General features: G+C 33.6%; 16 protein-coding genes. 10 read left to right on the top strand and 6 right to left on the bottom strand.

The window, feature by feature from the left end; translation table 11 throughout:
• Positions 1-730: 730 nt before the first annotated feature.
• Positions 731-4,039: a VCBS repeat-containing protein gene (locus OA85_RS09580; protein WP_039109540.1), complete on the bottom strand. Its 3,309-nt coding sequence runs from the start codon at positions 4,037-4,039 to the stop codon at positions 731-733.
• Between the two features lie 453 nt (positions 4,040-4,492).
• Positions 4,493-5,371 (bottom strand): AraC family transcriptional regulator, encoded by an 879-nt coding sequence (locus OA85_RS09575; RefSeq protein WP_039109909.1) that lies wholly within the window; start codon positions 5,369-5,371, stop codon positions 4,493-4,495.
• 282 nt (positions 5,372-5,653) lie between these two features.
• Between OA85_RS09575 and OA85_RS09570 the strand changes: the two genes are divergently transcribed.
• From OA85_RS09570 to OA85_RS09540, 7 genes are all read left to right on the top strand, one after another.
• Entirely contained in the window at positions 5,654-6,799 is a 1,146-nt protein-coding gene (locus tag OA85_RS09570; RefSeq protein ID WP_039109539.1) for a glycoside hydrolase family 26 protein, read from the top strand.
• Positions 6,800-6,832: 33 nt separating this feature from the next.
• Positions 6,833-8,224 carry an MFS transporter gene (locus OA85_RS09565; RefSeq protein ID WP_039109538.1) on the top strand — a complete coding sequence of 464 codons (1,392 nt, stop codon included), beginning with the start codon at positions 6,833-6,835 and terminating at the stop codon, positions 8,222-8,224.
• Positions 8,225-8,247: 23 nt separating this feature from the next.
• Positions 8,248-9,441 (top strand): glycosidase, encoded by a 1,194-nt coding sequence (locus tag OA85_RS09560; protein ID WP_039109536.1) that lies wholly within the window; start codon positions 8,248-8,250, stop codon positions 9,439-9,441.
• 2 nt (positions 9,442-9,443) lie between these two features.
• Positions 9,444-10,643: an AGE family epimerase/isomerase gene (locus OA85_RS09555; protein ID WP_039109535.1), complete on the top strand. Its 1,200-nt coding sequence runs from the start codon at positions 9,444-9,446 to the stop codon at positions 10,641-10,643.
• 452 nt (positions 10,644-11,095) lie between these two features.
• On the top strand, positions 11,096-12,385 hold the full coding sequence (locus OA85_RS09550; RefSeq protein WP_039109534.1) for a cellulase family glycosylhydrolase: 1,290 nt from the start codon (positions 11,096-11,098) through the stop codon (positions 12,383-12,385).
• A gap of 155 nt (positions 12,386-12,540) precedes the next feature.
• The gene (locus OA85_RS09545; RefSeq protein ID WP_039109533.1) at positions 12,541-14,100 is read left to right on the top strand and encodes a glycoside hydrolase family 28 protein; all 1,560 of its coding nucleotides are present in this window, start codon (positions 12,541-12,543) and stop codon (positions 14,098-14,100) included.
• A gap of 80 nt (positions 14,101-14,180) precedes the next feature.
• Positions 14,181-16,172, top strand: coding sequence for a glycoside hydrolase family 97 protein (locus tag OA85_RS09540; protein WP_039109532.1), 1,992 nt, complete (start codon positions 14,181-14,183; stop codon positions 16,170-16,172).
• 54 nt (positions 16,173-16,226) lie between these two features.
• Here OA85_RS09540 and OA85_RS09535 read toward each other — a convergent pair whose 3' ends face one another.
• The 4 genes from OA85_RS09535 to OA85_RS09520 form a co-directional block, all read right to left on the bottom strand.
• Positions 16,227-17,183, bottom strand: a complete 957-nt coding sequence (locus OA85_RS09535) for an aldo/keto reductase (protein WP_039109530.1) — start codon at positions 17,181-17,183, stop codon at positions 16,227-16,229.
• A 211-nt stretch (positions 17,184-17,394) separates the two neighbouring features.
• Positions 17,395-19,689, bottom strand: a complete 2,295-nt coding sequence (gene bglX / locus OA85_RS09530) for a beta-glucosidase BglX (protein WP_039109529.1) — start codon at positions 19,687-19,689, stop codon at positions 17,395-17,397.
• A 434-nt stretch (positions 19,690-20,123) separates the two neighbouring features.
• The gene (locus tag OA85_RS09525) at positions 20,124-21,503 is read right to left on the bottom strand and encodes a sialate O-acetylesterase (protein ID WP_039109528.1); all 1,380 of its coding nucleotides are present in this window, start codon (positions 21,501-21,503) and stop codon (positions 20,124-20,126) included.
• Positions 21,493-22,584 (bottom strand): SGNH/GDSL hydrolase family protein, encoded by a 1,092-nt coding sequence (locus OA85_RS09520; RefSeq protein WP_039109527.1) that lies wholly within the window; start codon positions 22,582-22,584, stop codon positions 21,493-21,495. Before OA85_RS09520 ends, OA85_RS09525 begins: the two co-directional genes overlap by 11 nt.
• A gap of 391 nt (positions 22,585-22,975) precedes the next feature.
• On the opposite strand from OA85_RS09520, the gene OA85_RS09515 reads away from it, so the two are divergent.
• The 3 genes from OA85_RS09515 (at position 22,976) to OA85_RS09505 (ending at position 26,068) form a co-directional block, all read left to right on the top strand.
• On the top strand, positions 22,976-23,326 hold the full coding sequence (locus tag OA85_RS09515) for a nuclear transport factor 2 family protein (protein ID WP_039109526.1): 351 nt from the start codon (positions 22,976-22,978) through the stop codon (positions 23,324-23,326).
• Between the two features lie 87 nt (positions 23,327-23,413).
• Positions 23,414-25,474 (top strand): M48 family metallopeptidase, encoded by a 2,061-nt coding sequence (locus tag OA85_RS09510; RefSeq protein WP_039109525.1) that lies wholly within the window; start codon positions 23,414-23,416, stop codon positions 25,472-25,474.
• Positions 25,475-25,540: 66 nt separating this feature from the next.
• On the top strand, positions 25,541-26,068 hold the full coding sequence (locus tag OA85_RS09505; protein WP_039109524.1) for a hypothetical protein: 528 nt from the start codon (positions 25,541-25,543) through the stop codon (positions 26,066-26,068).
• Positions 26,069-26,129 lie beyond the last annotated feature (61 nt).

The following is a 26,129-nucleotide window of genomic DNA, read 5'->3' as shown; positions in this document are numbered from 1 at the left end:
TTAAATGGTTAATTGATTAGTTTGTTAATAGTCTTCTAAATATACTTTTGGTAAAAAATTTATTCTTTTTTTATACATAATATATTTTTAAATAGATATAAAAACAGATTTTCAAATGTAATAACAATGAAAACCTTTGATTAATACAAAATTATCTTTTGTTAATAGTATTTTAGCATTGTTAAAATAATCCATCAGTTATTTTTTTACGCAACTGAAAAACATAACATTACCTCTAAAAACAACTAACCGAAGATTTATTAATTTACTGTACAGAATTGAACCAGGCATTTATAAATAAAAAAAGAGTTCAAAAAACTATTCTTTTTTATAAATACCTGTACGGTTTAAAAAAAACTTATTCTTTTTTAATTTTTAAAGACCAAATAGTAACAAAACACATAGTTTTAAAGAAATATTTTATGCTTTAGAAATACTCCTATTTTCATGTGCATACAAATTGAAATTCATTTCAAATAGCAATAGTTGTACTGAAATATCAATAAAATCGAAGAAACTAATCCTAGTAATTCCAAATCGTACTTTTTTTAGAAAACAAGACAAAAAAGATGGGACTGTAATTATTTAACTGATTTATGAAAAAAAAGGATCAGTTTTTTTAGCGGCAAAATAAAAGCTTAAGTAGTCTCAAAAATAAATTTATTGCCTCAAAGCGCTAAGTTTATTATTAACCAATATAGTTTCTGCAAAACAAATTCTATTCTAAAAATTATTTATTAAGTTTAAATATTTTAGGAATATTATCATTTATAACAGCCAATAAAGAAATAGTATTGTTTTTATTTTTTATTGTCCTAACATGTTTCACTTCTCCTTTGACAAAGAAACCTGATTTATTATAAGGCAACCATGAAAAAATTCCATTTTTAGCACCTAGAAGAATACTTCCATAATTAGAATCTAATCTTGAAAATTGTGGTTTAAATTCATATTGATTGCCACCTAGAATAATATCTAAAATTCCATCATGATTTACATCCAAAGTACAGATCGTATTAACACAAGAAAACTGAACTTCTTTTGGTAAAACTTTCACTTTAAACATTCCATTTCCAGCATTAATTGCAATTATACTTTCCTGAATAGTAGCGGTTTTTTGTATGGTTTTACTCAGGATTTCTGGTGCAAATAATTCTTGAAATGTCTTTTTTGAATAGTCTAAATAGCTTAGATTTTTCTTTTTCAACATTGGAATTTGAGTTGTTATTTCTTTTTTTAGATGGATTGGAAAATCTTTACCATTAATCGATCGAGTGGCTACTTGCTCAATAGTTCCGTTATCATCAAAATCATTAATAAACAATCGCATCGGGTTTGCATTGGATGCTTTATAAGAAGTATTGATCCCTTTATTCCCCAGAATTAAATCTTTCTTGCCGTCATTATTGACATCTACACAACTAACTGCATTCCAAAAACCGGAGTATTCTGTTAAATTAGATTTGTATTCAACCAATCGTTTCCCCGTATTTTTTAAAATTTTTGGTGCCATCCAATCACCTACAATAATTAAATCTTTTTTGCCATCATTATCAATATCTTCCCAAACTGCATCCGCAATCATTCCTAATTCATTCCCTTTGAAAACTTTTTTATCTGTAGCATTGCTAAAATTACCTTTACCATCATTCTCTAATAATAATTGTTTTGGATCTACACCGTAAATACCTGGAACACTTCTGCTTCCTATAAAAACATCTATATCACCATCATTATCAAAATCATTTGGAGCTATTACGGAGACATTCGAATTGGCTGTTGGAATAATTGTTTTACTTTTTATAAAAACTCCTTTCCCATTATTCAAATACAATCGATTTTTATAATTTGCTTGGTCCTCTTTTTCATTTCCACCGGAACCAACGAATAAATCTTGGTCTCCATCACCGTCAACATCAAAAAAACTAGCCGCAGTATCTTCATAATTAGCATCGCTGTCTATATCCTTTTGATCACTAATTGTATAATTATCATTTCCATTATTCAAATAGATCTTTCCAGCCTGCCCTTTCGCCCCACCAATAAAAACATCATCATTACCATCACCATTAATGTCTGCTACAGCAAGACTAGGTCCTTCTTGTGAAAGCTCTTTAGAAATTAAACCTTCATAATCAAAATCGATATAATCATTTTCTTTATGCGCTAAAAAGGTCGCTTTCTTTTCAGAAAAAAACGGTTTTGATTCCTGTTTTTTCAAGCTATAATTTAATTTTGCATCAGTAACATTTAAATTATAAGTAGTGTTATTAACCACCTTTTTTATAGTTTGAAATTTGCTGTTTGGCCAAATTACCCGTAAAGAATCGATTTTCTTAGAACCGATACCAAAAGTCATTGCATAATCTACAGACGACTGAAAACCTCTTGACGGAACTAATTCTTGTCTTATTATTTCTTTCCCGGAAAATAATTCTACCACGCTTCCTATTGCAAATTTATTTTGATTATCTCCTTTTAATTTTACTTTAACAAAATGATTTTTTGGATTTTTTTCTGAATTATTTTTATAAACAAAAGCTTCCATATTGACATTATTGACAATCAAATCTAAATCTCCATCATTGTCAAGATCTCCATAAGCAGATCCATTTGAAAAACTTGGTGTATCTAATCCCCAATTTTGCGCCTCATTTGTAAAGGTTATATTTTTATTATTTTTATAGGCATAATTTGGGATTGGAGTGGAAGGCATTTTAGCAATAATCATTTCCATCTCATCTTTTTTACCTGATGTTGCCAATTTTTGAAAAAAACTATTCGCAAAAAAGTCCATAAAATCTTGATTGGTCAGATCATTGTAAATCCCGTTACTTACAAAAATATCTTTATATCCGTCATTGTCCATATCAAACAGTAACGCTCCCCAACTCCAATCGGTTTTCGCAACACCCGCATAATGAGCAATTTCGTTAAATTGATTGTTTCCGTTATTGAGTTGCAATGTGTTTTGCATGTATTGATAATAGAAATCTAGATTTAACTTTCTGGAAAACAAATCATAGTTATCAAAACTGGTTACGTTTTTAGTACGTTCATCATTTTCTGGAAGCATGTCTGTAACAAATATATCGGCTTTACCATCATTATTAATATCCGCCATATCTGCACCCATGGAAGACTGGCTTGTGTGGCTTGCCCAATCTTGTATTTGTTCTGTGAAAGTCCCGTTTTTATTATTAATGTATAAATAATCTCTCTCAAAAAAATCATTAGATATATAAATGTCCGGGTATAAATCTCCATTTACATCCCCAACGGTTACTCCTAAACCAAATCCTATAAGACTGCTATATATTCCGGCTGATTCACTTACGTCGTTAAATTTACCGTTATCATTACGGAGCAATTTATCGCCTCCTCCTTTTAAAGCTTCAGGAACATTCCAATCTTTGTCGCGTAATTCTCTTTTATTCGAATAATTCAAACTACTTACAGGAATGAAACTATTATTCAAAATATAGCAATCTAAATCTCCATCCTTATCATAATCAAAAAAAGCGGCATGCGTAGTTATTCCTGTATTTGCCAGATTATATTCTGCAGCTTTTTCAGTAAAAGTAAGGTTCCCATTATTGATAAAAAGCTCGTTTTCTTGATTTTTACTTTCGGTATTCCCAGCATTACAAACATAAATATCCAGTAAACCATCTGCGTTAATATCAACCATTACAACTCCTGTTGACCAAGATTTAGTTCCTTCAATTCCAGCCGATTTAGAAATGTCTTGAAATTTAAAGTCTCCTTTATTGAGATATAATTTATTAGAACCCTGATTAGACGTAAAATAGACATCTGACAATCCATCATTATTAATATCCCCAATTGCAACTCCTCCCCCATTATAAAAATTTCTGTATTTAAACAGATTCATTTTTGGGCCATTCAATACTTTATTTACAAACTTAATTCCTGTATCGTCTGATTCTTGTTTAGAAAACAAAGCATCATTGTTGAACTTTGAGCAATTGGAAAAAGAAACAATAAATAATAAAAAAACAACAATTCGTTTTAACATAATTAAACTACTATTTGGTTTGCAACTAGATGTTGATTGATAAACCTTTCTTTTTCAATTTTCAACCGAATCAAGAAAGTTTTTATAAAAAATACAAGGATTTTTAACCCTATTAATTGAAATCATTACTAATCAACAAATCTATACCAGATGCAAACATCTAATTAATAGTATTATGTCATTTTATGATAATATTTTTACTTTTTACCCAATAAGCAATTAATTCATAAAAAATAACAACTTTAAATTACACAAAACGCAATTTATTCTCACAAAAAATTACGATAAAACAAATACAAATACAAGCTCCTGAAAGGAATTTAAACCATAGAACTAAAAACATCCGTAAGAAACAACAGCAACTCCAAGAAGCAGAAAATCCATAAACAATCCAAATAGATTATCTATAAATCAATTTAAAAGAAAAAACAAGAATCATAAACTTTAGGTAGTTTACAATATTCTTTTCAAGCCAGAAAAATCTTCTCTATATTGACTTGGGGTACATTTTTTTATAGACTTGAAACTTCTATTAAAATTAGCAATATTATTAAATCCGGATTTGAAGGCAATTTCCGAGATACTCAAATCTTTTTCAACCAACCATCTGGCAGCATACCCAATTCTGATATCATTTATATAATTAACAAAGGTTTTTCCAGTTCTCTTTTTGATAAATCGGTTAAACGAAATACTGGTCATACTCGCCACACTAGAAACGTCTTCTAATGTTATTTTCTCAGCAAAGTTTTTTTGCACATACTCATAAACCAATTTCATTTTATCGTAATCATCAAACGTATCATAATCAACAGTGAATGTTGACAAAAGCCTTTGATTTCTGGAAATAGCTAAATCATATAGTATGGAAATAATCTCAAGAAAATAATCCATCCCGTCCAATTTTGAAATTTTAATCAGCCGTGGTGCCAGTTCTTCTGTAATTTTTTTTGAAAATAAAATCCCATGAATAGATCGATTGAACATATCTCTGATAGGATGCATCAATCTTCTTGACAATAAGGCTTCATCAAATAAATCGTTATGAAATTGAGTTGTTATTTCGTGAATTTGTGCATTTGTGCATTTATTTAGCTCCCAACCGTGGTACAAATTAGGACCAACCAATACCAATTCTACATCATCAATTTCTTCTATATTATCTCCCACAACCCGCTTTACACCTTTGCCATTTTGAATAAAATTGAGTTCAAATTCAGGATGATAGTGTACTGGAAAATCAAAATTATCTTTAACCCTATCAAAAACTAAAAAACTATCTCCGGAAGAAAGTGGTGGTATCTCTCTGTAAAAATTTTTCAAATTGCTCATAGTACCTTTTTTATTTGCAATAATATGATATATAATTGATAAAATAATATTAATTAAAAGCGAGTCATCCAATTATCTTTGAAAAATACATTTATCAATATTTTAAAAACAACATCAATATTAAATACGAATCATTTTTAATACTTACTATTTTTATAGTTTTGACAATAACAAAGCCAAAATGATCTTTTTTTTTATTTTTGATATCATAATGGATTATAAATGCAATTTTCAAATAAAACGTACTTCTAAAATTTAGGTACTCAAATTAATTACCACTAAATGAAAAAAACTCTTTTCGCCCTAATAACCTTCTTTTATGTTGGTATTTCATGTTCTTCTAAAGCACAAACCATTGATACAAAATCGTCTCTTTCTGATAAGAAATCTACTCCAGAAACCATAATCTTATACAAAAAACTAAAACAATTGACTCAGAAAGGAATCCTTTTTGGTCATCAGGATGATTTGGCTTACGGTGTAAACTGGAAATATGAAGCTGGAAGAAGCGATGTAAAAGAGGTTACTGGAGATTATCCTGCAGTTTATGGATGGGATCTTGGTGGATTGGAAAAAAAATCACCAAACAATATTGACGGTATCCCTTTCGACAAAATGAGACAATTTATTAAAGAGGCTCATGCAAGAGGTGGTATTATAACCCTCAGCTGGCATTTTGATAATCCTTTGACCGGAAAAAATGCGTGGGATACTACTCCAAAATCATTGGCTTCGGCTTTACCGGGAGGAGAAAGTCATGAAAAATTTAAATCTTGGCTAGATGAAGCTGCAAAATATATTTTAACTTTAAAAGATAAAAACGGAAAATTAATTCCGATGCTATATCGCCCTTATCACGAACTTACAGGAAACTGGTTTTGGTGGTGCAAAAATAATGGAAGTCCTGAAGAATTCAAGCTTTTATGGAAATTCACTATTGATTATTTGCAAAAAAAGGGCGTTCATAATTTAATCTATGTTTATAATACGGCTGATTTCAAAACGAAAGAAGAATTTTTAGAATACTATCCAGGTTCTGATTATGCGGATATTTTGAGTTTTGACAATTACCAATACAATGATCCTACAAAAGACAATTCTTTTGTAGAAAATTGCCAAAGACAATTCAAGATAATGGATGAAGTTGCCAAAGAGCAAAATAAAATTATGGCTTTTGCCGAGACCGGTTATGAAGCGATTCCTTATGATAAATGGTGGACCAATACACTAATGAAAGCGATTGGGGATTATAAAATTTCCTATGTGCTAGTTTGGAGAAACCACGGATGGCAGGAAAAAGAAAAGAAAATGCATTATTACGCCCCTTTCAAAGGGCAAGTGAGCGAAAAAGACTTCGTAGATTTCTATAATCTTGACAAAATTTTATTCGAAAAAGATGCTGCAAAAGAAAACCTATATAAAAAATAATTAATTAACCTTTAGACCTTTAAACCCCAAAAAATGCATAATAAAATAAGTATAAAAGAAAAAGTTGGTTACGGCTTGGGAGACGCTGCCTCATCCATGTTCTGGAAAATATTCAGTATGTATCTTATGTTTTTTTACACCGATGTTTTCGGTTTGGCACCTGCTGTTGTGGGAACTATGTTTCTGATTACAAGAATCTGGGATTCTTGTTTTGATCCATTGGTAGGAATTATTGCTGACCGCACAAAAACACGTTGGGGAAAATTCAGACCGTATCTTTTGTGGACAGCCATACCATTTGCCATTATAGGAATACTAACCTTTTACACCCCTGATTTTGATGAAAAAGGAAAGATAATCTACGCCTATGTAACCTATTCGTTAATGATGATGGTGTATTCTATAATCAATGTTCCTTACGCATCTCTTTTGGGCGTACTATCTTCGGATAGAAAAGAACGCACTACGCTTTCCTCCTATCGAATGGTTTTTGCGTTTGGCGGAAGTTTATTAGCCCTTTGGTTAATTGAGCCATTGGTAAATCATTTTGGAGGAAACATGAATTCAAAAACAGGTTGGTTGTACACCATAATCGTTTTTGGAATTATAACTACTCTATTTTTCTGGGGCTGTTTTTTCCTGACCAAAGAAAGAGTTCAACCCATTTCAGATGAGAAAACTGATTTGAAGGAAGACTTGAAAGACCTTTGGAAAAACAAGCCTTGGTGGATTTTACTTGGAGCAGGAATTGGAACGTTAGTCTTCAATTCAATTCGTGATGGTGCAGCTGTGTATTACTTTAAATATTATGTGAGCAATACAGTAAGTTACAGTTTCAACCTTTTTGGAGAAACCTTTGCCATGACACCCACTTCTTTGTACTTAGTTTTAGGTCAGGCAGCAAATATCATTGGTGTGATAGCGGCAACTCCAATCGCGAATAAAATTGGTAAAAAAAACACCTTTTTCGGAGCGATGTCTTTAGCGGCTATTTTGAGCGTTATTTTCTACTTTTTCGGAAAAGAAGATGTGCTGCTCATTATGGTTTTCCAAGTTTTAATCAGTATTTGTGCAGGTTGTGTATTCCCATTAATATGGTCGATGTATGCTGACAGCGCTGACTATTCAGAATGGAAACAAGGAAGGCGCGCTACTGGACTCGTATTCTCCGCTTCTTCGATGTCTCAAAAATTTGGATGGACTATTGGAGGCGCCGCAACAGGATGGCTTTTGGGATATTACGGTTTTCAGGCAAATATTGAGCAAACTGCAGTTACCCAAAACGGAATTCAACTGATGCTAAGCATTCTTCCAGCGGCCGCCGCAGTCATTTCAGTACTTTTTATCTTGTTCTACCCGCTTACTGAAGAAAAACTGCAGACTATTGAACAAGACCTTAACAACAAAAGAAATTTAACTAATTAATACTTGATTTAGAACTTTCAATCATGAATACAAAAACAATAAATACCGATTTCCAAAAAAGAAAAATTGAAATTGAAAATGAATTTCAACAACTAATTGAGCAAAAAAATGAGCCTCAATCTTCTGTTGGGAACGGTATATTCGAACGCTATAAAAACCCTGTTTTAACAGCCAAGCATGCTCCAATTGAATGGCGATATGATTTAAATGAAACTACCAATCCTTTGCTAATGGAACGAATTGGTGTTAATGCCACTTTAAATTCCGGGGCAATGAAATGGAATAATAAATACATTCTGGCTGTTCGTGTAGAAGGTTTTGACCGAAAATCATTTATTGCTATTGCCGAAAGTCCAAATGGAGTCGATAATTTTAAATTTTGGGATAAACCTTGTGTCTTACCACAAACGGAAGAACCGGATACGAATGTGTACGATATGCGTTTGGTAAACCACGAAGATGGTTGGATTTACGGTATTTTTTGTACCGAAAGAAAAGACCCAAAAGCTCCTAAAGGAGATACTAGTTCCGCAATTGCCAATGCAGGAATTGTTCGTACCAAAGATTTAGTGAACTGGGAACGCTTGCCTGATTTGATTTCGAATACAGGACAACAAAGAAACGTAGTATTTCATCCTGAATTTGTAAACGGAAAATACGCCGTTTATACACGTCCGCAAGATGGATTTATCGACATCGGAAATGGTGGTGGTGTAGGACTTGGTTATATTGATGACATGACAAATCCAATTGTACAAGAAGAAACCATCATCTACGGAAAACAATACCATACTGTTTACGAACTTAAAAATGGTCTAGGACCAGCTCCTATAAAAACTGCTAAAGGATGGTTGCACTTGGCTCATGGTGTTAGAAATACTGCTGCCGGGTTGCGTTATACCTTGTATATGTTCATGACGGATTTAAACGATATTTCAAAAGTAATCCATAAGCCTGCCGGACATTTTATGGCTCCAGAAGGAATAGAAAGAGTGGGTGATGTTTCGAATGTGTTGTTTTCAAATGGCTGGATTGAAGACGAAGACGGAACTGTATTTATCTATTATGCTTCTTCAGACACAAGAATGCATGTTGCCGTTTCATCCGTTGAAAAACTGGTTGATTATGTCATGAACACACCTGAAGACACCTTTACATCAGCAGGTTCTGTGAATACAATCATTAAACAAGTAAATAAAAACAAAGCAATTTCATAAGCGTGTCCATACCATTAAAACAACTAAAATCAGAGCTTACAACTGAACTCGATGCTATTCTTGAGTATTGGTCGAAGTTTACTATGGACACCAAAAACGAAGGTTTCATTGGTCAAATAGACCACAATAATCAAATTATTTCGCAAGCAGAAAAAGGTTCTGTTTTAAATGCACGAATATTATGGACTTTTTCATCAGCATACCAACTGACCAAAAACGAAGAACATAAAAGTATAGCAAAAAGAGCTTTTGATTATATTGTATCCTATTTTTATGATACGGAATTTGGAGGAATTTTTTGGAGTCTCCAACCCGATGGAACTCCAAAAGACACCAAAAACCAAATCTATGCAATTGCATTTGTGATTTATGGTATGACTGAATATTATGCTGTTTCCAAAGATGAAAAAGCACTGGAAATAGCCATTAATTTGTACAAAAAGATTCAAGAGCACAGTTATGATCCAATCAACAAAGGATATCTGGAAGCTTTTACACGGGATTGGAGAAACATTGATGATTTACGCTTGAGCGATAAAGACGCCAACGAAAAGAAAACAATGAACACTCATTTGCATATTGTGGAAGGCTATGCCAATTTATATAAAGTGTGGAAAGATGAAACCTTACGTAATGACATCATTGAATTACTACAAGTAATCGATACTCATTTTATAAATGAAGAAACGGGACATTTAAGACTGTTTTTTGACGAAAACTGGATAGAAAAACCAGATGTTATTTCGTATGGTCACGACATCGAAGCGGCTTGGCTCCTATTGCAATGCGCCGAAATTTCAGAAAATGCAGCATTGATTGCACGTTACAAAAAACACGCCATTCAACTTACGGATGTCACAAATGAAGGAATTGATGAAGATGGGGGTTTATGGTATGAATTGGACCCGGAAAGCAATGAATTAATTGCCGAAAAACATTGGTGGCCACAAGCGGAATTGATGATTGGTTTTTTTAATGCCTATGAATTAACCGGAGATAAAAGCTATTTAGATGTAGTCCTAAAGAATTGGGAATTTATAAAGAAATACATTGTAGACACAGAAAACGGGGAATGGCACTGGGGTGTAAATGCAGATTATTCTTTGATACAAAAAGACAAAGCCGGTTTTTGGAAATGTCCGTATCATAATGGTCGTGCTTGCATTGAAATCATTAATCGAATTAAAAAAATAGAGAAATAGAGAATAATGCGAATCAAGGGTTGAAAGTTTTTTTTGTGCCGTTAGGCACTAAATATAGGTAGTAATTAGGTTTTAAATTCGTTAGCGTACCGTAGGTACGCAACAAAACGATAAATGTTGCGTACCTACGGCACGCTAAATTTCGTTCCAATTCATGTTTTCTACCTATATTTAGTGCCTAACGGCACATTCCAACCCTTGATTCGCATGAATAAATAATTTATATGGTTTTGGAATAATCCAATATGCCTTAGATTTGCAATTCTAGCACACATAGATTGAACCCTATTGGAGTCAAATTACTCCTTTATCAGAAAGACAAATGGACAAGATAATCGTTCCGTTATAACAATAGCCCTAGCCCAGATAGCAGTGAAAATCCTTTTATTTTTTTCTTTAAAAAATAAAAGATTGCAACGTATAGCTGGAAATAGCTCCTAAATAAAAAAAATATGAAGAATTTAGTTTCAAAAATAATGCTGCTCGCTTTTTGTGTTTCGGCAACTGTTTGTTCGGCACAAAAACAAGCGCCAATAACCGTAAAAGGGACGCAATTTTACAAAGGTGATAAACCGTATTCGTATGTTGGCACCAATTATTGGTATGGCAGTTTATTAGGTTCCAAAAAAGTGGGTGATCGTAAACGATTGCTTCGCGAACTGGATTTAATGAAGAAAAACGGAATAGACAATCTTCGAATTTTAGTAGGAGCTGATGGCGGAACGTATGATTATACCGTTAGTCCGGCTTTGCAATACGAACAGGGAAAATACAATGCCGATTTATTGGATGGGTTGGATTTCTTGATTGCTGAAATGGGAAAACGCAACATGTATGCGGTTTTGTACCTCAACAACAACTGGGAATGGTCTGGCGGAATGTCACAATATTTAGAATGGAATGGCTACGGAAAAATTCCAAATCCGAATATAAAACCCAACACTTGGCCTCAATTTATGGATTATATAAAGCAATACCACAGTTGTGAACCGTGTATGTTGGCTTTTGAGAATCATATCAAGTATATTTTGGGCCGAACAAATGCCTATAATAATAAGAAATATACCCAGGACAATGCGATTATGGCTTGGCAAGTAGGTAATGAGCCTCGCGTACAAAGTATTGAAAATGAAGGGAAATTTACACTTTGGCTAAACAAAACTGTTGATTTGATTGATAGTTTAGATCCAAATCATTTGATTTCGACAGGTTCTGAAGGAAAAGCAGGTTCTAATGATGATTTAGCAACTTTTGAGCGCACTCATAACAATCCAAAAATTGATTATTTGACGATGCACATTTGGCCGAAAAATTGGGGTTGGTTCAAGGCTGATGATGCCAAAGCCACTTTACCTATTGCCATTGAAAAAGCTACACAATATATTAATGACCATATTGCAGTAGCAAAAAAATTAGGAAAACCTATTGTAATTGAAGAATTTGGATTACCAAGAGCCAATGAAAGTCTATTACCTAAATCCTCAGTAGTGGATAGAAACACATTTTACAAAGCTTTCTTTGAAAGATTAGTAAAAAGCCATAACAATAATGAGGCGTTACAAGGGATTAATTTTTGGGGCTTTGGTGGCGAAGGAAAAGCCGTTAACAATACAGGAAAATGGAATATTGGAGACACTTTTACTGCAGATCCTCCACAAGAACCACAAGGTTTGAATACTGTTTTTTCTTCAGATAAATTGACATTGGAATTGGTGAAAATGTATAATTTGAAATTGAAATAATTTTTTAATTCTATATGTAAAGATTCACAGCAGTGCATCTCTATTATGGTGCATCACTAAAAACCATATTTAAAATTAACCGCAGAAATTTCATTAAAACTACTGGAATTACTTTGTAGGGAGCTTTAATTAACTACTTTTTTAAATTAACTCAAATGAAAAAAATTATCATATTACTATTCATCAGCTTTGCATTTTCAACCAATGCACAAACTTTTGATATTACAAAGTACGGAGCAATTGGCGATGCCAAAACAATAAATACCAAAGCAATTCAAAATACAATTGACACTTGTTTTAAAAACGGTGGAGGAACCGTTTATGTGCCTGCAGGTATTTTTATGATGGGGACGGTAAACTTAAAAAGCAATGTAAATCTACATCTTGAAAGCGGTGCAATTTTAAGAGGAAGTGCTGACATTAATGACTATCTTCCTGTAAACGGAGTGCATTACGGAATGTTTTTTACTGAGAATTCAGAAAATATTACCATTTCTGGAAGTGGAAATATTGATGCAAATGGCGGTGTCTTTTTTGATGCAACTAAAGCTAAAAAAATTGAATGGGGCGGCGTTACTGGCACGCGCCAGAAAGAAAATTTCAGAAAAGTGGTGGATGGAACTATTGGTGACGGGCCAATTGTACCAAAAGAAAGGCCTTATCAAACCATCATTTTCAGTAATTGCAAAAGAGTCACTATAAAAGATGTTTTCATAACACAATCTACATTCTGGACTATTTTGATAGCCGATTGCGACAGTGTTTTAATTGACGGAATACGTCTTTGGACCAATATGCTGGCGCCAAATGCAGATGGAATTGATATTACTTCAGGAAAAAATATCACGATTAGTAATTGTGATGTTCGCACAGGAGACGATGCAATTATTGTTGTGGGGTATGCTTCGCATTTTGAAGTTCCCGGTTTTAAAGATTTACGCCATTCTTCAGAAAATATTAATATTATAAATTGTAATCTTCAATCTTCTTCAAGTGCTATTAGAATAGGTTATTTCGATCATAATTCGGTTCGAAATATCAATATTTCTAATTGTAATATTACAAATTCAACTAGAGGAATTGGGATATTCCTGAGAGATCAAGGTTCCTTAGAAAACATAAATGTATCGAATGTAAATATAGAAACCAAGCTTAGAACCGGCGATTGGTGGGGAAATGGAGAACCGATTCATATTTCGGCAGTTCGCGGAAAAGTAAAAGTAGCTGGTACAGAAACAGAAAAATTAGGCGTAATCAAAAACGTGACTTTTAACAACGTAAACTGTAAAGCCGAAAACGGAATTTTAGTGTATGGTTCTGAAGAAAGCCGACTTCAAAACATCAATTTCAAAAATGTAACTTTTGATTTTATAGACAGCAAACTAAACGATGTAGCCGGCGGAAATATTGATTTAAGAGGATGTCTGGATGAAAAACAACAGCTTTTTCAACGTGACATTCCGGGTATTTACGGACAATACGTTGACAACTTAACTATTGAAGACTTCAAATTAACTTGGACAGGTACCAGAATGCCTTACTTTACTAATGGTATCGAAATTAATAATTTCAACGATGTGCGCATTGCAAATTTTAAAGGATCCGGGTCTCCAATAAATAAAATGGCTGTTCCTGTTTTACTTGAAAATGGTACAAATACCGACTTAGTTTTAGATAAAAAAATTATTGCAAAAAAGATTAACGTAAAAAATTAAAAATCATTTTAATAGCTAAAACTTTCTCTTTTCAAAAATTTATAAATTTTATAATTGCATCGTTCTCATATAACTTTAAAATGAAAAAAATAGCCCATTTAATTCTAGCTTTATTTCTTTTTAACACTGTAGTCTTTTCACAAAAGAAACAAAACTTCCAATTAGTTTCACCAAACGGAAAAATTGAAATCAACATTTCTCTTTCCGATAAAATTACTTGGACAATTGTCCACGAAAAAGACAATATACTAATTGCTTCACCTATGTCGATGACATTAAGTGAAGGAGAAATATTAGGAAAAAACCCAAGACTTTTAAATGCTAAAAAAGAAAGTATAAGAACGCAATTTGAATCGCCATTATACAAAAAGAAATCAGTTGAAAACAATTACAATCAATTGATTTTAAATTTCAAAAGCAACTATAGCATTGAATATCGTGCATTTGACGATGGTGTTGCCTATCGATTTAGCACTAAAAAGAAAGGTGCTATTACCGTAAAATCAGAAGAAGTGGTTTTGAATTTTGACAAAGATTACAACTCTCTCATGCCTTATGTTCGTGATTTAAGGAATCCTAAAGACCCCTATATTTCTTCCTTTGAAGCACATTACGAGAACAAAAAAATTAGTGAATTTGTTAAAGATACCTTGGCCTTTTTACCTTTTTTAGTTGATTTTAAAAACAGCAAAAAAGCCGTTTTTCTGGAAGCTAATCTTCAGGATTATCCGGGCATGTTTGTGACTAATACCAATTCTAAATCTGGTTTTGAAGCCCGATTTCCTAAATACCCATTACAGGAAATTAACGGTGGTTTCAATAATATCAATAGATTAATTACTCAAAGAGCCGATTATTTGGTAAAAACAAAAGGAACTCGAAATTTTCCTTGGCGAATTGTGGTTGTTTCAGAAAATGACAAGGATTTAGCCAATAATGATATGGTTCAAAAATTATCCGAACCTTCTAAAACAAAGGATATCAGTTGGATTAAACCCGGAAAAGTAGCTTGGGATTGGTGGAATGACTGGAACATTTACAACATCAATTTTAAAGCAGGAATCAATACCGAAACCTACAAATACTACATTGATTTTGCTTCCAAAAACAAAGTGGAATACATCGTTCTTGATGAAGGTTGGAGTCAGGAAGACAACATTATGGAACACAATCCTAATGTCGACTTGAAAGCCTTAATCAGTTATGGAAAAGACAAAAATGTGGGTATCATATTATGGAGTTCATGGATGGCTTTGACCAAAAATACAAACGGTGTTTTCAAGAATTATTCTTCTATGGGCATTAAGGGATTCAAAGTAGATTTTCTGGATAGAGATGATGCAAAAATGGTCCATTCGGTTTATGATATTGCCCAAAAAGCAGCCGATAACAAATTGCTTTTAGATTTTCATGGCATGTACAAACCAACGGGAATACAACGAACGTTTCCAAACATCTTGAATTTTGAAGGCGTAAAAGGTCTTGAAAATAACAAATGGACACCTAACGATGATGTTCCTACTTATGATTGCTCGATTCCTTTTATTCGAATGATGGCCGGGCCAATGGATTATACGCCCGGTGCTATGCGAAACGCCACAAAAACAGAATTCAAACCAAGTCATTCTAACCCTGAAAGTCAAGGAACACGATGTCATCAACTGGCTTTGTACACGATTTTTGAAGCACCTTTACAAATGATGGCTGACAGTCCGACGGCTTATATAAAGGAACAAGAATCCACTGATTTCATTGCAAAAATTCCAACGACTTTTGATGAAACAGTAGCTTTAGATGGTTCAGTAGGGAAATTTATAGTCTTAGTCCGAAAAAAAGCAAATACATGGTATCTAGGCGCTATAACCAATTGGGATTCGAGAGAAGTAACGATTGATTTCTCCTTTTTAGAAAAAGGAAAGCAATTCGAAGCTGATTTATTTACAGATGGAATCAATGCAGATAAAGCAGCAGTTGATTACAAAAGAGAAAAAATAACCATTGATTCTACTACCAAAATGACTTTCCATTTAGCAAACGGAGGAGGATTATCCGCAATTATTTCGCCTAAATAATAATACACTTTAAAAAGAAAAAGGGAGCAAATTTAAAAATTGCTCCCTTTTTTATTATCCCAAAATACTTTCAATCTCGGCTAATTCTGCTGCGGAGAAATCCAAATTTTGCAAACTGTCTATATTGTTATTTAATTGTCCTACAGAACTCGCGCCAATCAAAACCGAAGTGATTCGCTTGTCTTTTAATAACCAAACCAAAGCCATTTGAGCTAACGATTGATTTCTTTGCTGTGCAATGGCATTCAATTGTATGATTTTCTGGATTCTTTCCTCCGAAACTTCATCCGTTCTTAAATGTCCATTTGGATTGGAAGCTCTTGAATTTTCTGGAATCCCTTTTAGGTATTTGTCCGTCAAAAGTCCTTGTGCCAAAGGGGAGAAAGCGATACAGCCCACTCCTTTTTCTTCCAGAACGTCTAATAAACCTGCTTCAGGTTCCCTAACAAACATCGAATATTTCACTTGATGAATCAAGCAAGGCGTTCCCAATCGTTTTAGAATTTCGGTAGCTTCTCTGGTTTGTTCCGCATTATAATTAGAAATTCCCGCATACAATGCTTTTCCGCTTCGTACGGCATAATCAAGCGCCATCATGGTTTCTTCCAAAGGCGTTTCCGGATCAAAACGATGCGAATAAAAAATATCCACATACTCCAAATTCATACGCTTCAAGCTCTGGTCTAAACTCGATAATAAATATTTTCGGGAACCCCAATCCCCATAAGGACCGTCCCACATCGTGTAACCGGCTTTGGTCGTAATTATGATTTCATCGCGCAGGTTTCCTTGAAAATTATTCTTCACGATTTTACCAAAATTAGTTTCTGCTGAACCCGGGACCGGTCCATAATTGTTGGCCAAATCAAAATGCGTAATTCCTTTGTCAAAAGCGGCTTTGACAATGTTTTCCCCATTTTCGAAATTATCCACTGAACCGAAGTTATGCCATAAGCCAAGAGAAATTTGTGGCAATAATAAACCACTTTTCCCACATTTGTTGTATTTCATTATATCAATTTAAAGATTTGATTTTCAATTTTATAATTGGTAAAGTTCGCATTCGAAAGCATATAATGCAAATAAACCCGACCTGTTTTAATAACAAGTCGGGTTTAAAATTATCAAAAACTTCTAGCGTTGTCATTTCGACGAAGGAGAAATCACATAACGAGAGATTCTGATGTGATTTCTCCTTCGTCGAAATGACAAAAAACTGGGCTTATTTCAACTCAAAACCACTTTCCAATCCTTTGTCTGAGCTTCCTCCTACCATGATTTTGAAAGTTCCAGGTTCAACCAAATAATTTCCGTCGTTGTCATAAAAACCAAGTTCCTTATCGGTTAATGTCAACGTAACTGTTTTCGTTTCCCCTTTTTTCAAGTTGATTAGTTCAAATCCTTTTAGTTCTTTTACCGGTCTGGCTAAACTTGCTGCATCATCATGAATATACAATTGCACCACCTCTTTTCCGTCATAATTTCCGGAATTGGTAACGTCTACTGAAACCACAACCGACTCCCCTTTTGCGAAAGCAGGTTTATTAATTTTCAGGTTTTCATAGTCAAAAGTAGTGTAACTTAATCCGAAACCAAAAGGAAATTGTGGTGTTTTTTCTACATCACTATAATGCGACCAAAACACATTTCCCTCCCCATTAGTTGGTCTTCCTGTACTGTAATTGTTATAATAAATGGGGCATTGACCTACATTTCTTGGGAATGATATCGGCAATTTTCCGCTTGGGTTGTAATCGCCATACAAGACTTGCGCTACGGCATTTCCAGTTTGTGTTCCCAGATGCCAAGCTTCAACAATAGCAGGAATATGTGCTGCTGCCCAAGGCAAAGCCAATGGTCTTCCGTTGTTTAAAACCAAAACAATATTTGGATTTACTTTATAGATTTCTTCCAACAATTCTTGTTGCACACCCGGCAAATCGAGATTTGTTCTGCTGCGCCCTTCTCCTGATTGAAATCCATGCTCTCCAAGGACCATAACCACCACATCAGCGCTGGCAGCTACTTTTTTGGCAGCATCAAATCCGCTTTTATCCTTAGTATTGAAAACCAATTCATCTACAAAAGCTGTTTTCCCAACCGTCAAATCAGCTCCTTTTTCAAAAGTCAATTGATTCCCTTTGTATTGTTGCATTCCTTCCAAAACGGAAACTGCGGTATTATCATCTGAAGCAATTCTCCAACTTCCCAAAGGGCTGTTTTTATCATTTGCCAAAGCACCGATTAAAGCAATTTTTTGCCCAGATTTTTGTAGCGGAAGCAAGTTTTTTTCGTTTTTCAACAACACGATAGATTTTTTGGCCATGTCCAAAACACCATCATTATTAGCTTTGCTCCCAATAGTTGCTTTTTCACGCTTTTCGTCACAATATTTATAGGGATCATCAAACAATCCCAACTCAAATTTCACTCTTAGAATTCGGCGAACCGCATCATCAACCAAAGCTTCTTTTACTTTACCAGATTTAACCAAATTTGCTAATTCAACCACATACAAATACGATTCCATATCCATATCAGAACCCGCAATTACTGCTTTTTGAGTCGCTTCTGCACCATCTTTGGCGTAACCATGCGCTATCATTTCACGAACCGAAGCCCAGTCTGAAACCACAAAACCGTCAAAATTCCATTTCCCTTTCAGGATGTCTCTTTGCAAGAAACTGTTTCCCGTTGCAGGAATTCCATTCAGGATATTAAAGGAGTTCATAAACGTACGAACTCCCGCTTCTGTAGCCGCATGAAACGGAGGCAAAACTTCATTATACAACCTTGAATTACTGATATCTACCGTATTATAATCCCTTCCTGCTTCGGCAAAACCATAGGCTGCAAAATGTTTGGCGCAAGCCGCAATCGTATTTATTTTGGCCAAATCTGCTCTTGTATCGCCTTGAAAACCAGTAACTCGGGCAATTGCCACTTTACTTCCCAAGTACGCATCTTCTCCCGCACCTTCCATCACACGACCCCAACGCGCATCATGCGAAACATCTACATTTGGACCAAAAGTCCAGTTAATTCCAACGGCCGAAGCTTCGTCTGCCGCCACTTGAGCCGATTTCTTTATTGCTTCCATATCCCAACTCGCCGCTTCTGCCAGCGGAATTGGACTCAAGGTTTTATATCCGTGAATCACGTCAAATCCAATGATTAAAGGAATCCCCAAACGCGTTTCTTCCACCGCAATTTTCTGTACTGCTTTTACTTCCTTCACCCCACGAACAGATAGCATCGATCCTACCCAACCGTCACGCAAGTGTTTGTATTTCAATTCGGCATTCCCTTCTTTTGGCGCCGGTCCGGTCACTTCCCAAAAGCCGTTATACTGGTTCATCTGCCCCACTTTTTCCTCCAGTGTCATTTGTTTCATCAACAAATCAATGCGCTCTTCAATCGGTTTCGTCTTATCTAAATGTGGTTTTTTCTGTGCATTCATAGTTGAAATGGTAATCAGGGTAAAAACCCCTGCAGTAATTAATTTTTTAGTGTTCATAATTTGGTTTGGTTTTTTAATTTTTGGGCGTGACCCTTTCCCTGAAAAAAATCAGGAAAAGCGTCGGGCTATACGGCTTTATCTCTCCGCTACGCTACGAGGATACCGCCTTCTATCCCTCACGCGGCATCACAATAACATTCTGATTTCAAAATTGTAATCTCTTTATCATGACACATAATCGTAACAAATGGGTATTTATTTCTTATGTGCCGTAGGCACTACATATTGGTAGCCATACAGTTTATGTTTGATTAGCGTGCCGTAGGTACGCAACAAGATTATTAATGTCGCGTACCTACGGCACGCTAAAATTGGAACCCATTAACATTTCTACCAATATGTAGTGCCTACGGCACATTTCTTTCGAAAAACATATCTTCCTACTTAAATGCCCTTATATTCCTTATATGGTTAACTTGTTTAAAATTTTATCATTCACTCACAAATGACGAAGCAGGTAAATTCGCTTTATTAAACAACTCTGATTGTGCCGTGTTTGTCCATGCAAAACGAACTTTGACAGGATGCGCTACTTTATCCGATTTTAAAATCACTGTATTTTTTTTAATCACGGCTTCCGCCTCATAAAACACATTATCAGTTCCGGCAATTTCAAATTGATTCGATTTTTTAATCGTAAAATACAATCCATCGGCATAATCAAAAGCAACAACAACTTTATTTTTATCTATTTTTATTGCTTTGTAAAGCGGTCCGTTAACCACATCCGAATTGGTTTTATACGTATTCACCAAAGCCAAATTCGCCAATCTTGTTCCAACTGATTTCTTGTCTTTTGGGTGAATATCATCTATAGGAGAAATATCGCTGGTTATCGCCATTCCGGTATTGGGAACTTCTTGCAATACTTTGCGTTGTGCATTTCTAATTTCAGCACCTCCAAAATGATTTTCTCCATATTTATAAGGCGCAATCTGAACGTAATAAAACGGAAATTCATAATTCCATAATTTCCTCCAAGAAGTAATTAAAGCCGAAAAGGTTTTGTCATAAACCGGTGAACCCACATTCGATTCGCCTTGATACCAAATCACACCTGCAATTTTAAATCCCACCAAAGGATAAATCATTACATTAAAAGCGCGTCCCGGTTGGTTGGGTCCATAGGATTCTTCTTTTCGGGTTTTGGCACTTTCCATTAAAACCGAATCTTTTTGAATGACTTCTTCCGGCATCCAAATCTCCGCTGGCGTTCCACCCCAATTCGAGCCAATCAAACCGATAGGCACATTTTTCAACTGTTCTTGTAAACGTTTGGCAAAAAAATAACCCGTTGCACTAAAATATTTCATTGTCTCTGGCGTGCATTCCGTCCAGTTTCCCGACACATTATTTTGTGGTGTAGTTGCTGTTAATTTTGGAATCATAAAAAAACGGATATTCGGATTCGTGGCATTTTTCACCACTTCATCCCCGTTTTCAATCCCCCAACTCGCCGACATTTCCATATTGGATTGTCCCGAGCAAATCCACACTTCGCCAATCAAAATATTCTTCAATACAATCTCATTGTATCCTTTTATGGAAATCGTAAATGGTCCGCCTTCTTTTGGAGTTGGTATATTTATTTCCCATTTGGCCTGATTAGTGGCTTTGATTTTATATTCCTGATGATTCCAACTTGGAATTATAACGACCTCTTCCTGTGGATTCGCCCAACCCCAAATTGTAACTTCGGAATTGCGTTGTAAAACCATATTGTCCGAAAGTACATTTGGAAGCGTAACATTTGCAACAGCAGTATTACAAAGTATCAGAAAGAGAACAATGGCAATTATATTATTTTTCATCTAGTATTTTTTTAAAGAAAGGAGTTAATTGGGCAGCCATGATTTTGTCATCGGCTATATCTGGATGGGAACCGCAACCGTTAGGTTTCATCGATTGAAATTCGAATAAGGCTATAGTTTTGTGTTCCGTATCATTTTCAAAAGCATGAATCACTTTTTTCAAACAGCGCACCAAAGTCACATTTCTGTCACCCGAAACCATTGGACTGTTCAACAATACTATTCTGGTATTTGGCGCATGTTTATAAACCGTTTTGATAAAATTGATGTAATTCGAAACATATTTTTCTTCGTTAAAAGGCAATCGCTCTTTTTTTCCGTCTCCATCCGAAAGGTCATTCGTTCCCAAACAAATACTTACCAAATCCGGCTGAAAAGCAAAATCATACGGTTTAGAATTATCTTTATTCAAATACAAATTTTCGTAAACATCAGGAATAATTGCTTCGTCTTTGTGCTCATCATTCCAGTTGCGATACATCCCAAATCCAGAAACGGAACTCAACACATAATCCACATTAAGGCTACGAGAAACGATAGGTCCATACGCCCAATACGCATTATGCTGGTCATACCATTCCCCTGTTCCACAAGGAATTGCAGCCGTATCGTTACCAAATCCACACGTAATGGAATCGCCTATGAGTTCAATTTTCTTTTTGTTTTCAGGAGTGATTTGGGTTAGTTTGGCTGTAGTTCCACCAAATAAAACCCCGCCATTTGTAGCTTCTGTAGCTTTATAAATCGTGAGACGGTGCATTTTTTTCTTTTTGGAAATTACAATGGGAAAGGACTGCAACGCTCCTTTTTCAATTCGAACTCTTCCAATATAGTTACCATCTAATTCTAATGAAACATAATTTTGGTGTTCTTCAACACTTTGTAACGAAATCGAACACAAATTCCCTTTAAAATTAAACGAAACGGACGATGCCGAACCTATCAAAACCACTTTATTATCGGCTAGATGCTCCACTCTTCCTGAATAGAGAAAGAAACTGTTTTGCTCCGCTACATTTTGAGCAAAGGAAATAAAGGAAAGGAATAGTAATACAAGTAAAAGTGATTTCTTTTTAAACATTATGGTTGGTTGGTTAAAATAAAACATAGAAAGCAAACCTATGCTTTTAAATGCTATTAGAAAGATACTAAAATGTCAAATGATAATAAAAAAACACCAACCGGTATTTTAAAAGGACAAAACCATGTTAATAAGATAATTCTTAAGATAGGATTCTTTTAGTTATTTTTACAATACTAATAGGTACAGTTTGACAAGAAATATATTTTATAGACAATTTTTGGACAATGACAATTAAAAAAAATAGTATGAGAAGTATTAAAACAACCCTTTATTTTAGTTTGATATTAGCAATTTTTCTTTTAGCTTGTTCTTCTAAAAAAGCTATTCTGCAGCACCTTTATACAAATACATTCCTGACAATCTAGAATTATACAAAACTATCGTCGCTATGGACAGTGTGTTTTTTGAAGCCTATAATACTTGTAATCTTGACAAGCAAGCAGCTATTTATTCAGATAAAATAGAATTTTACCACGATAAAGGTGGACTAATGACATCTAAACAGGAAATTTTAGATGGTACTGAAAAATACGTTTGTGGTAAAGTGACAAGGGAATTAGTAAAAGGAAGTATTGAAGTATATCCAATTAAGGATTTTGGAGCTATCGAAATGGGACTTCATAAATTTCATAACAATACTGAAAAGTCAGGAACGCTATCTCATGTCAGTAAATTTATAATCTTTTGGCAAAATGATAATAACAATTGGAAAATAACAAAAGTGGTAAGTCTTCATTAGCCTTCTTTTTATATAATTCACCGCTGGTATGATTGTCTCTTTCGTGTTACCAAAAATTGTAAAAAACTAACTAAATTAACCAATTAAATGAACATTCAAGTATCTAACAATTTTAAAAAAATGACAGCAAAAGCAATTGTTTCAATTGCTTTATTTATACTTTCTTACATCCTTTTATTAATCTTAGGTATTGGTTTAACTATTTTGAGTGTAATCGGTGGGATTGCAATTATTATGGCAAAACCAATGCTTGCAACTCTTGCTTTAGGAATTGGCTTAGCCAGTTTAGGTTTTTTTGTAGTTGTCTTTTTGTTTAAATTTATATTTAAGAAACATAAAATAGACAGAAGCCATTTGACCGAGATAACAAAAGATGAAGAACCAAAACTGTTTAAATTTATTGAAGATATTGTAGTGGCAATAGATACAAATTTCCCAAACAAAGTGTATTTATCAACTGATGTAAATGCAAGTGTATTTTATGATTCCAGTTTTTGGAGCATGTTTTTTCCAATTAAGAAAAATTTACAAATTGGTTTAGGACTTGTTAATACTATTACAGAGCAAGAATTTAAAGCAATTTTAGCTCATGAATTTGGTCATTTCTCTCAAAGAAGCATGAAGGTTGGAAGTTACGTTTACAATGTTAATCAGGTTATTTTCAATATGCTTTATGACAATGAATCATTCGATAAAATGATTCAAAAATGGGCTAGTATTAGTGGCTACTTTTCAATTTTTGTCATGATTTCTCTAAAAATTATTCAAGGAATACAATGGATTCTGAGAAAAATGTATGATTATGTGAACTTAAATTATATGGCGCTTTCAAGGGAAATGGAATTTCATGCAGATGAAGTTGCAGCAAATATAGCAGGATATCCACCTCTTAAACATTCACTTTTAAGAATGGATTTAGCAGATCATTCCTATAATTCAGTTTTAAATTTTTATGGAGATAAAATATCCGAAAATATTAAAAGTGATAATATCTACAAAGAACAAAGCTATGTAATGAATTTTTTAGGAAAAGAGAGTTCTTTAAACTTTAAGGATAATTTACCCTTAGTTACTGAATTAGAAACAAGTAAATATAATAAGTCCAAACTTAATATAAAGAATCAATGGGCTTCACACCCAAGTGTAGAAGAGCGGGTTTTAAATATTGAGAAAACAAATATCATAAAAGAAAATCCAAGTAATTTTCCGGCAATTGCGTTATTTAATAATCCTGAAGAGCTACAAATAAACCTTACTGCAAAATTGTTTTCAAATATAGAATATAACGATAAAATCACCTCTTTTAAAATGGATGAATTTAAGAGTGAATACGTCAAGAGCTTTAAAAAAAATACATTTAATAAAATTTTTAATGGATATTATGATAATAAAAATCCAAATTATTTTGACTTAGCTACTATTGAAGCAGCAAATAAATTAGAACCTTTTGAAACGCTTTTCAGCAAGGAAAAAGTAGACATGGTTTACGATTATATTGGTTTAGAAAATGATAAAAACACATTGACAAGCATATCAAATAAAGATTTTTCAATTAAAACATTTGACTATGACGGACAAAAATACAAAGCAAATGATGCCAATGAACTTTTGCCAAAACTGGAAAAAGAAATTGAAAATTTGAAAACTAAAATCACTGAAAATGATATAAAAATTTATAATTATTACTATCAAATATCTTTAAATAATGGTACCAACGAAGAATTAAAATTAAGATATAGTAACTTTTTCAAATTTGACAAAAAGTTTGATCAACAAATTGAATTGTATTCCAATCTTTTAAATTCGACACATTTTTTTCATATCGTTACACCTATAGAACAAATTAATTCTAATTTAATAGAATTAAAAAAACTGGAAAAAGAATTAAAAAAGGAAATTTCTAATATTCTAAATCAAGAAATTTATAGCACCGAAATAACGGAAAGAATCAAAGAAAACTTTGAAAAATACCTTGCTGAAGATTGGGTCTATTTTAGTAATCAGAAATATATTGAGCATGAATTACAAATCTTATTTACTTCAATAAATGATTATAATTATCTGCTTTCCAGAGGGTATTTTCTAACAAAAAAGGGTCTATTAAATTTAAAAAATAAACTATTCGAAAATGAAAACCATTTTGCATAGACAGATGTAATTGCAATTTTGAGCTCGTAAAAAGTATTTAATAACAAATAATTAAACCAAAAATAAATGAATAATTTTTTAAGAAAAATAAATCTAATCAAAGATATTAACATAGAATTACAAATTTCAAAAATTGATTTCACAAAGAAATTCAGAGAAAATGTTGACGAGTCTAATTTAGGTTTTGAGCCTTTTGAAGTTTTTACTTCCAGTAAAAATGAATACAAAGGAACTATTGAAAACAATGGTTTTGAATTAAAAAAGAGACGAAAATTATTTGATACTAGTCATTCTTTTGCAAAAGCAACAGGGAAATTTACTCAGGAAACGGACAAATTAATTATCAAAACTGAAGTTAACGGATTTCAAAGAAAAATGATTTTCTTTTTAGGCTTTTTCCTTTTGTTTTACGCTATCTTTTTTAGTGTTTTTTTATTTACTGATGCTGGAGATGCCACATTATTTGTTTTTCCGTTTTTAGTATTACATATGACATTTATGCTTGGAATACCCTATTTTATTATGAGAAGAAGTGTAAACAGGATGACTTATGATTTAGAAAGAGATTTTCATTATTGGGTTACCAAAAATTAAAATCTCTTTCTTCTATAAAACAAAAAAACCACCCAAATCAGGTGGTTTTTCTATTTCTATT

The sequence above is a fragment of the Flavobacterium sp. AED genome (assembly GCF_000812945.1).
Classification (GTDB): Bacteria; Bacteroidota; Bacteroidia; order Flavobacteriales; family Flavobacteriaceae; genus Flavobacterium.
The sequence above is the reverse complement of the archived record's forward strand: the minus strand, read 5'-3'. Positions and strand labels throughout refer to the sequence as shown.

Excerpts from the sequence above, each read along its gene's own strand:
- OA85_RS09550 (WP_039109534.1), top strand. The coding sequence starts at position 11,096 with ATGAAGAATTTAGTTTCAAAAATAATGCTGCTCGCTTTTTGTGTTTCG.
- OA85_RS09565 (WP_039109538.1), top strand. The coding sequence starts at position 6,833 with ATGCATAATAAAATAAGTATAAAAGAAAAAGTTGGTTACGGCTTGGGA.
- OA85_RS09560 (WP_039109536.1), top strand. The coding sequence starts at position 8,248 with ATGAATACAAAAACAATAAATACCGATTTCCAAAAAAGAAAAATTGAA.
- OA85_RS09580 (WP_039109540.1), bottom strand. The coding sequence starts at position 4,039 with ATGTTAAAACGAATTGTTGTTTTTTTATTATTTATTGTTTCTTTTTCC.
- OA85_RS09520 (WP_039109527.1), bottom strand. The coding sequence starts at position 22,584 with ATGTTTAAAAAGAAATCACTTTTACTTGTATTACTATTCCTTTCCTTT.
- OA85_RS09525 (WP_039109528.1), bottom strand. The coding sequence starts at position 21,503 with ATGAAAAATAATATAATTGCCATTGTTCTCTTTCTGATACTTTGTAAT.
- OA85_RS09510 (WP_039109525.1), top strand. The coding sequence starts at position 23,414 with ATGAACATTCAAGTATCTAACAATTTTAAAAAAATGACAGCAAAAGCA.
- OA85_RS09505 (WP_039109524.1), top strand. The coding sequence starts at position 25,541 with ATGAATAATTTTTTAAGAAAAATAAATCTAATCAAAGATATTAACATA.
- bglX (WP_039109529.1), bottom strand. The coding sequence starts at position 19,689 with ATGAACACTAAAAAATTAATTACTGCAGGGGTTTTTACCCTGATTACC.
- OA85_RS09575 (WP_039109909.1), bottom strand. The coding sequence starts at position 5,371 with ATGAGCAATTTGAAAAATTTTTACAGAGAGATACCACCACTTTCTTCC.
- OA85_RS09545 (WP_039109533.1), top strand. The coding sequence starts at position 12,541 with ATGAAAAAAATTATCATATTACTATTCATCAGCTTTGCATTTTCAACC.
- OA85_RS09540 (WP_039109532.1), top strand. The coding sequence starts at position 14,181 with ATGAAAAAAATAGCCCATTTAATTCTAGCTTTATTTCTTTTTAACACT.
- OA85_RS09515 (WP_039109526.1), top strand. The coding sequence starts at position 22,976 with ATGGACAGTGTGTTTTTTGAAGCCTATAATACTTGTAATCTTGACAAG.
- OA85_RS09570 (WP_039109539.1), top strand. The coding sequence starts at position 5,654 with ATGAAAAAAACTCTTTTCGCCCTAATAACCTTCTTTTATGTTGGTATT.
- OA85_RS09535 (WP_039109530.1), bottom strand. The coding sequence starts at position 17,183 with ATGAAATACAACAAATGTGGGAAAAGTGGTTTATTATTGCCACAAATT.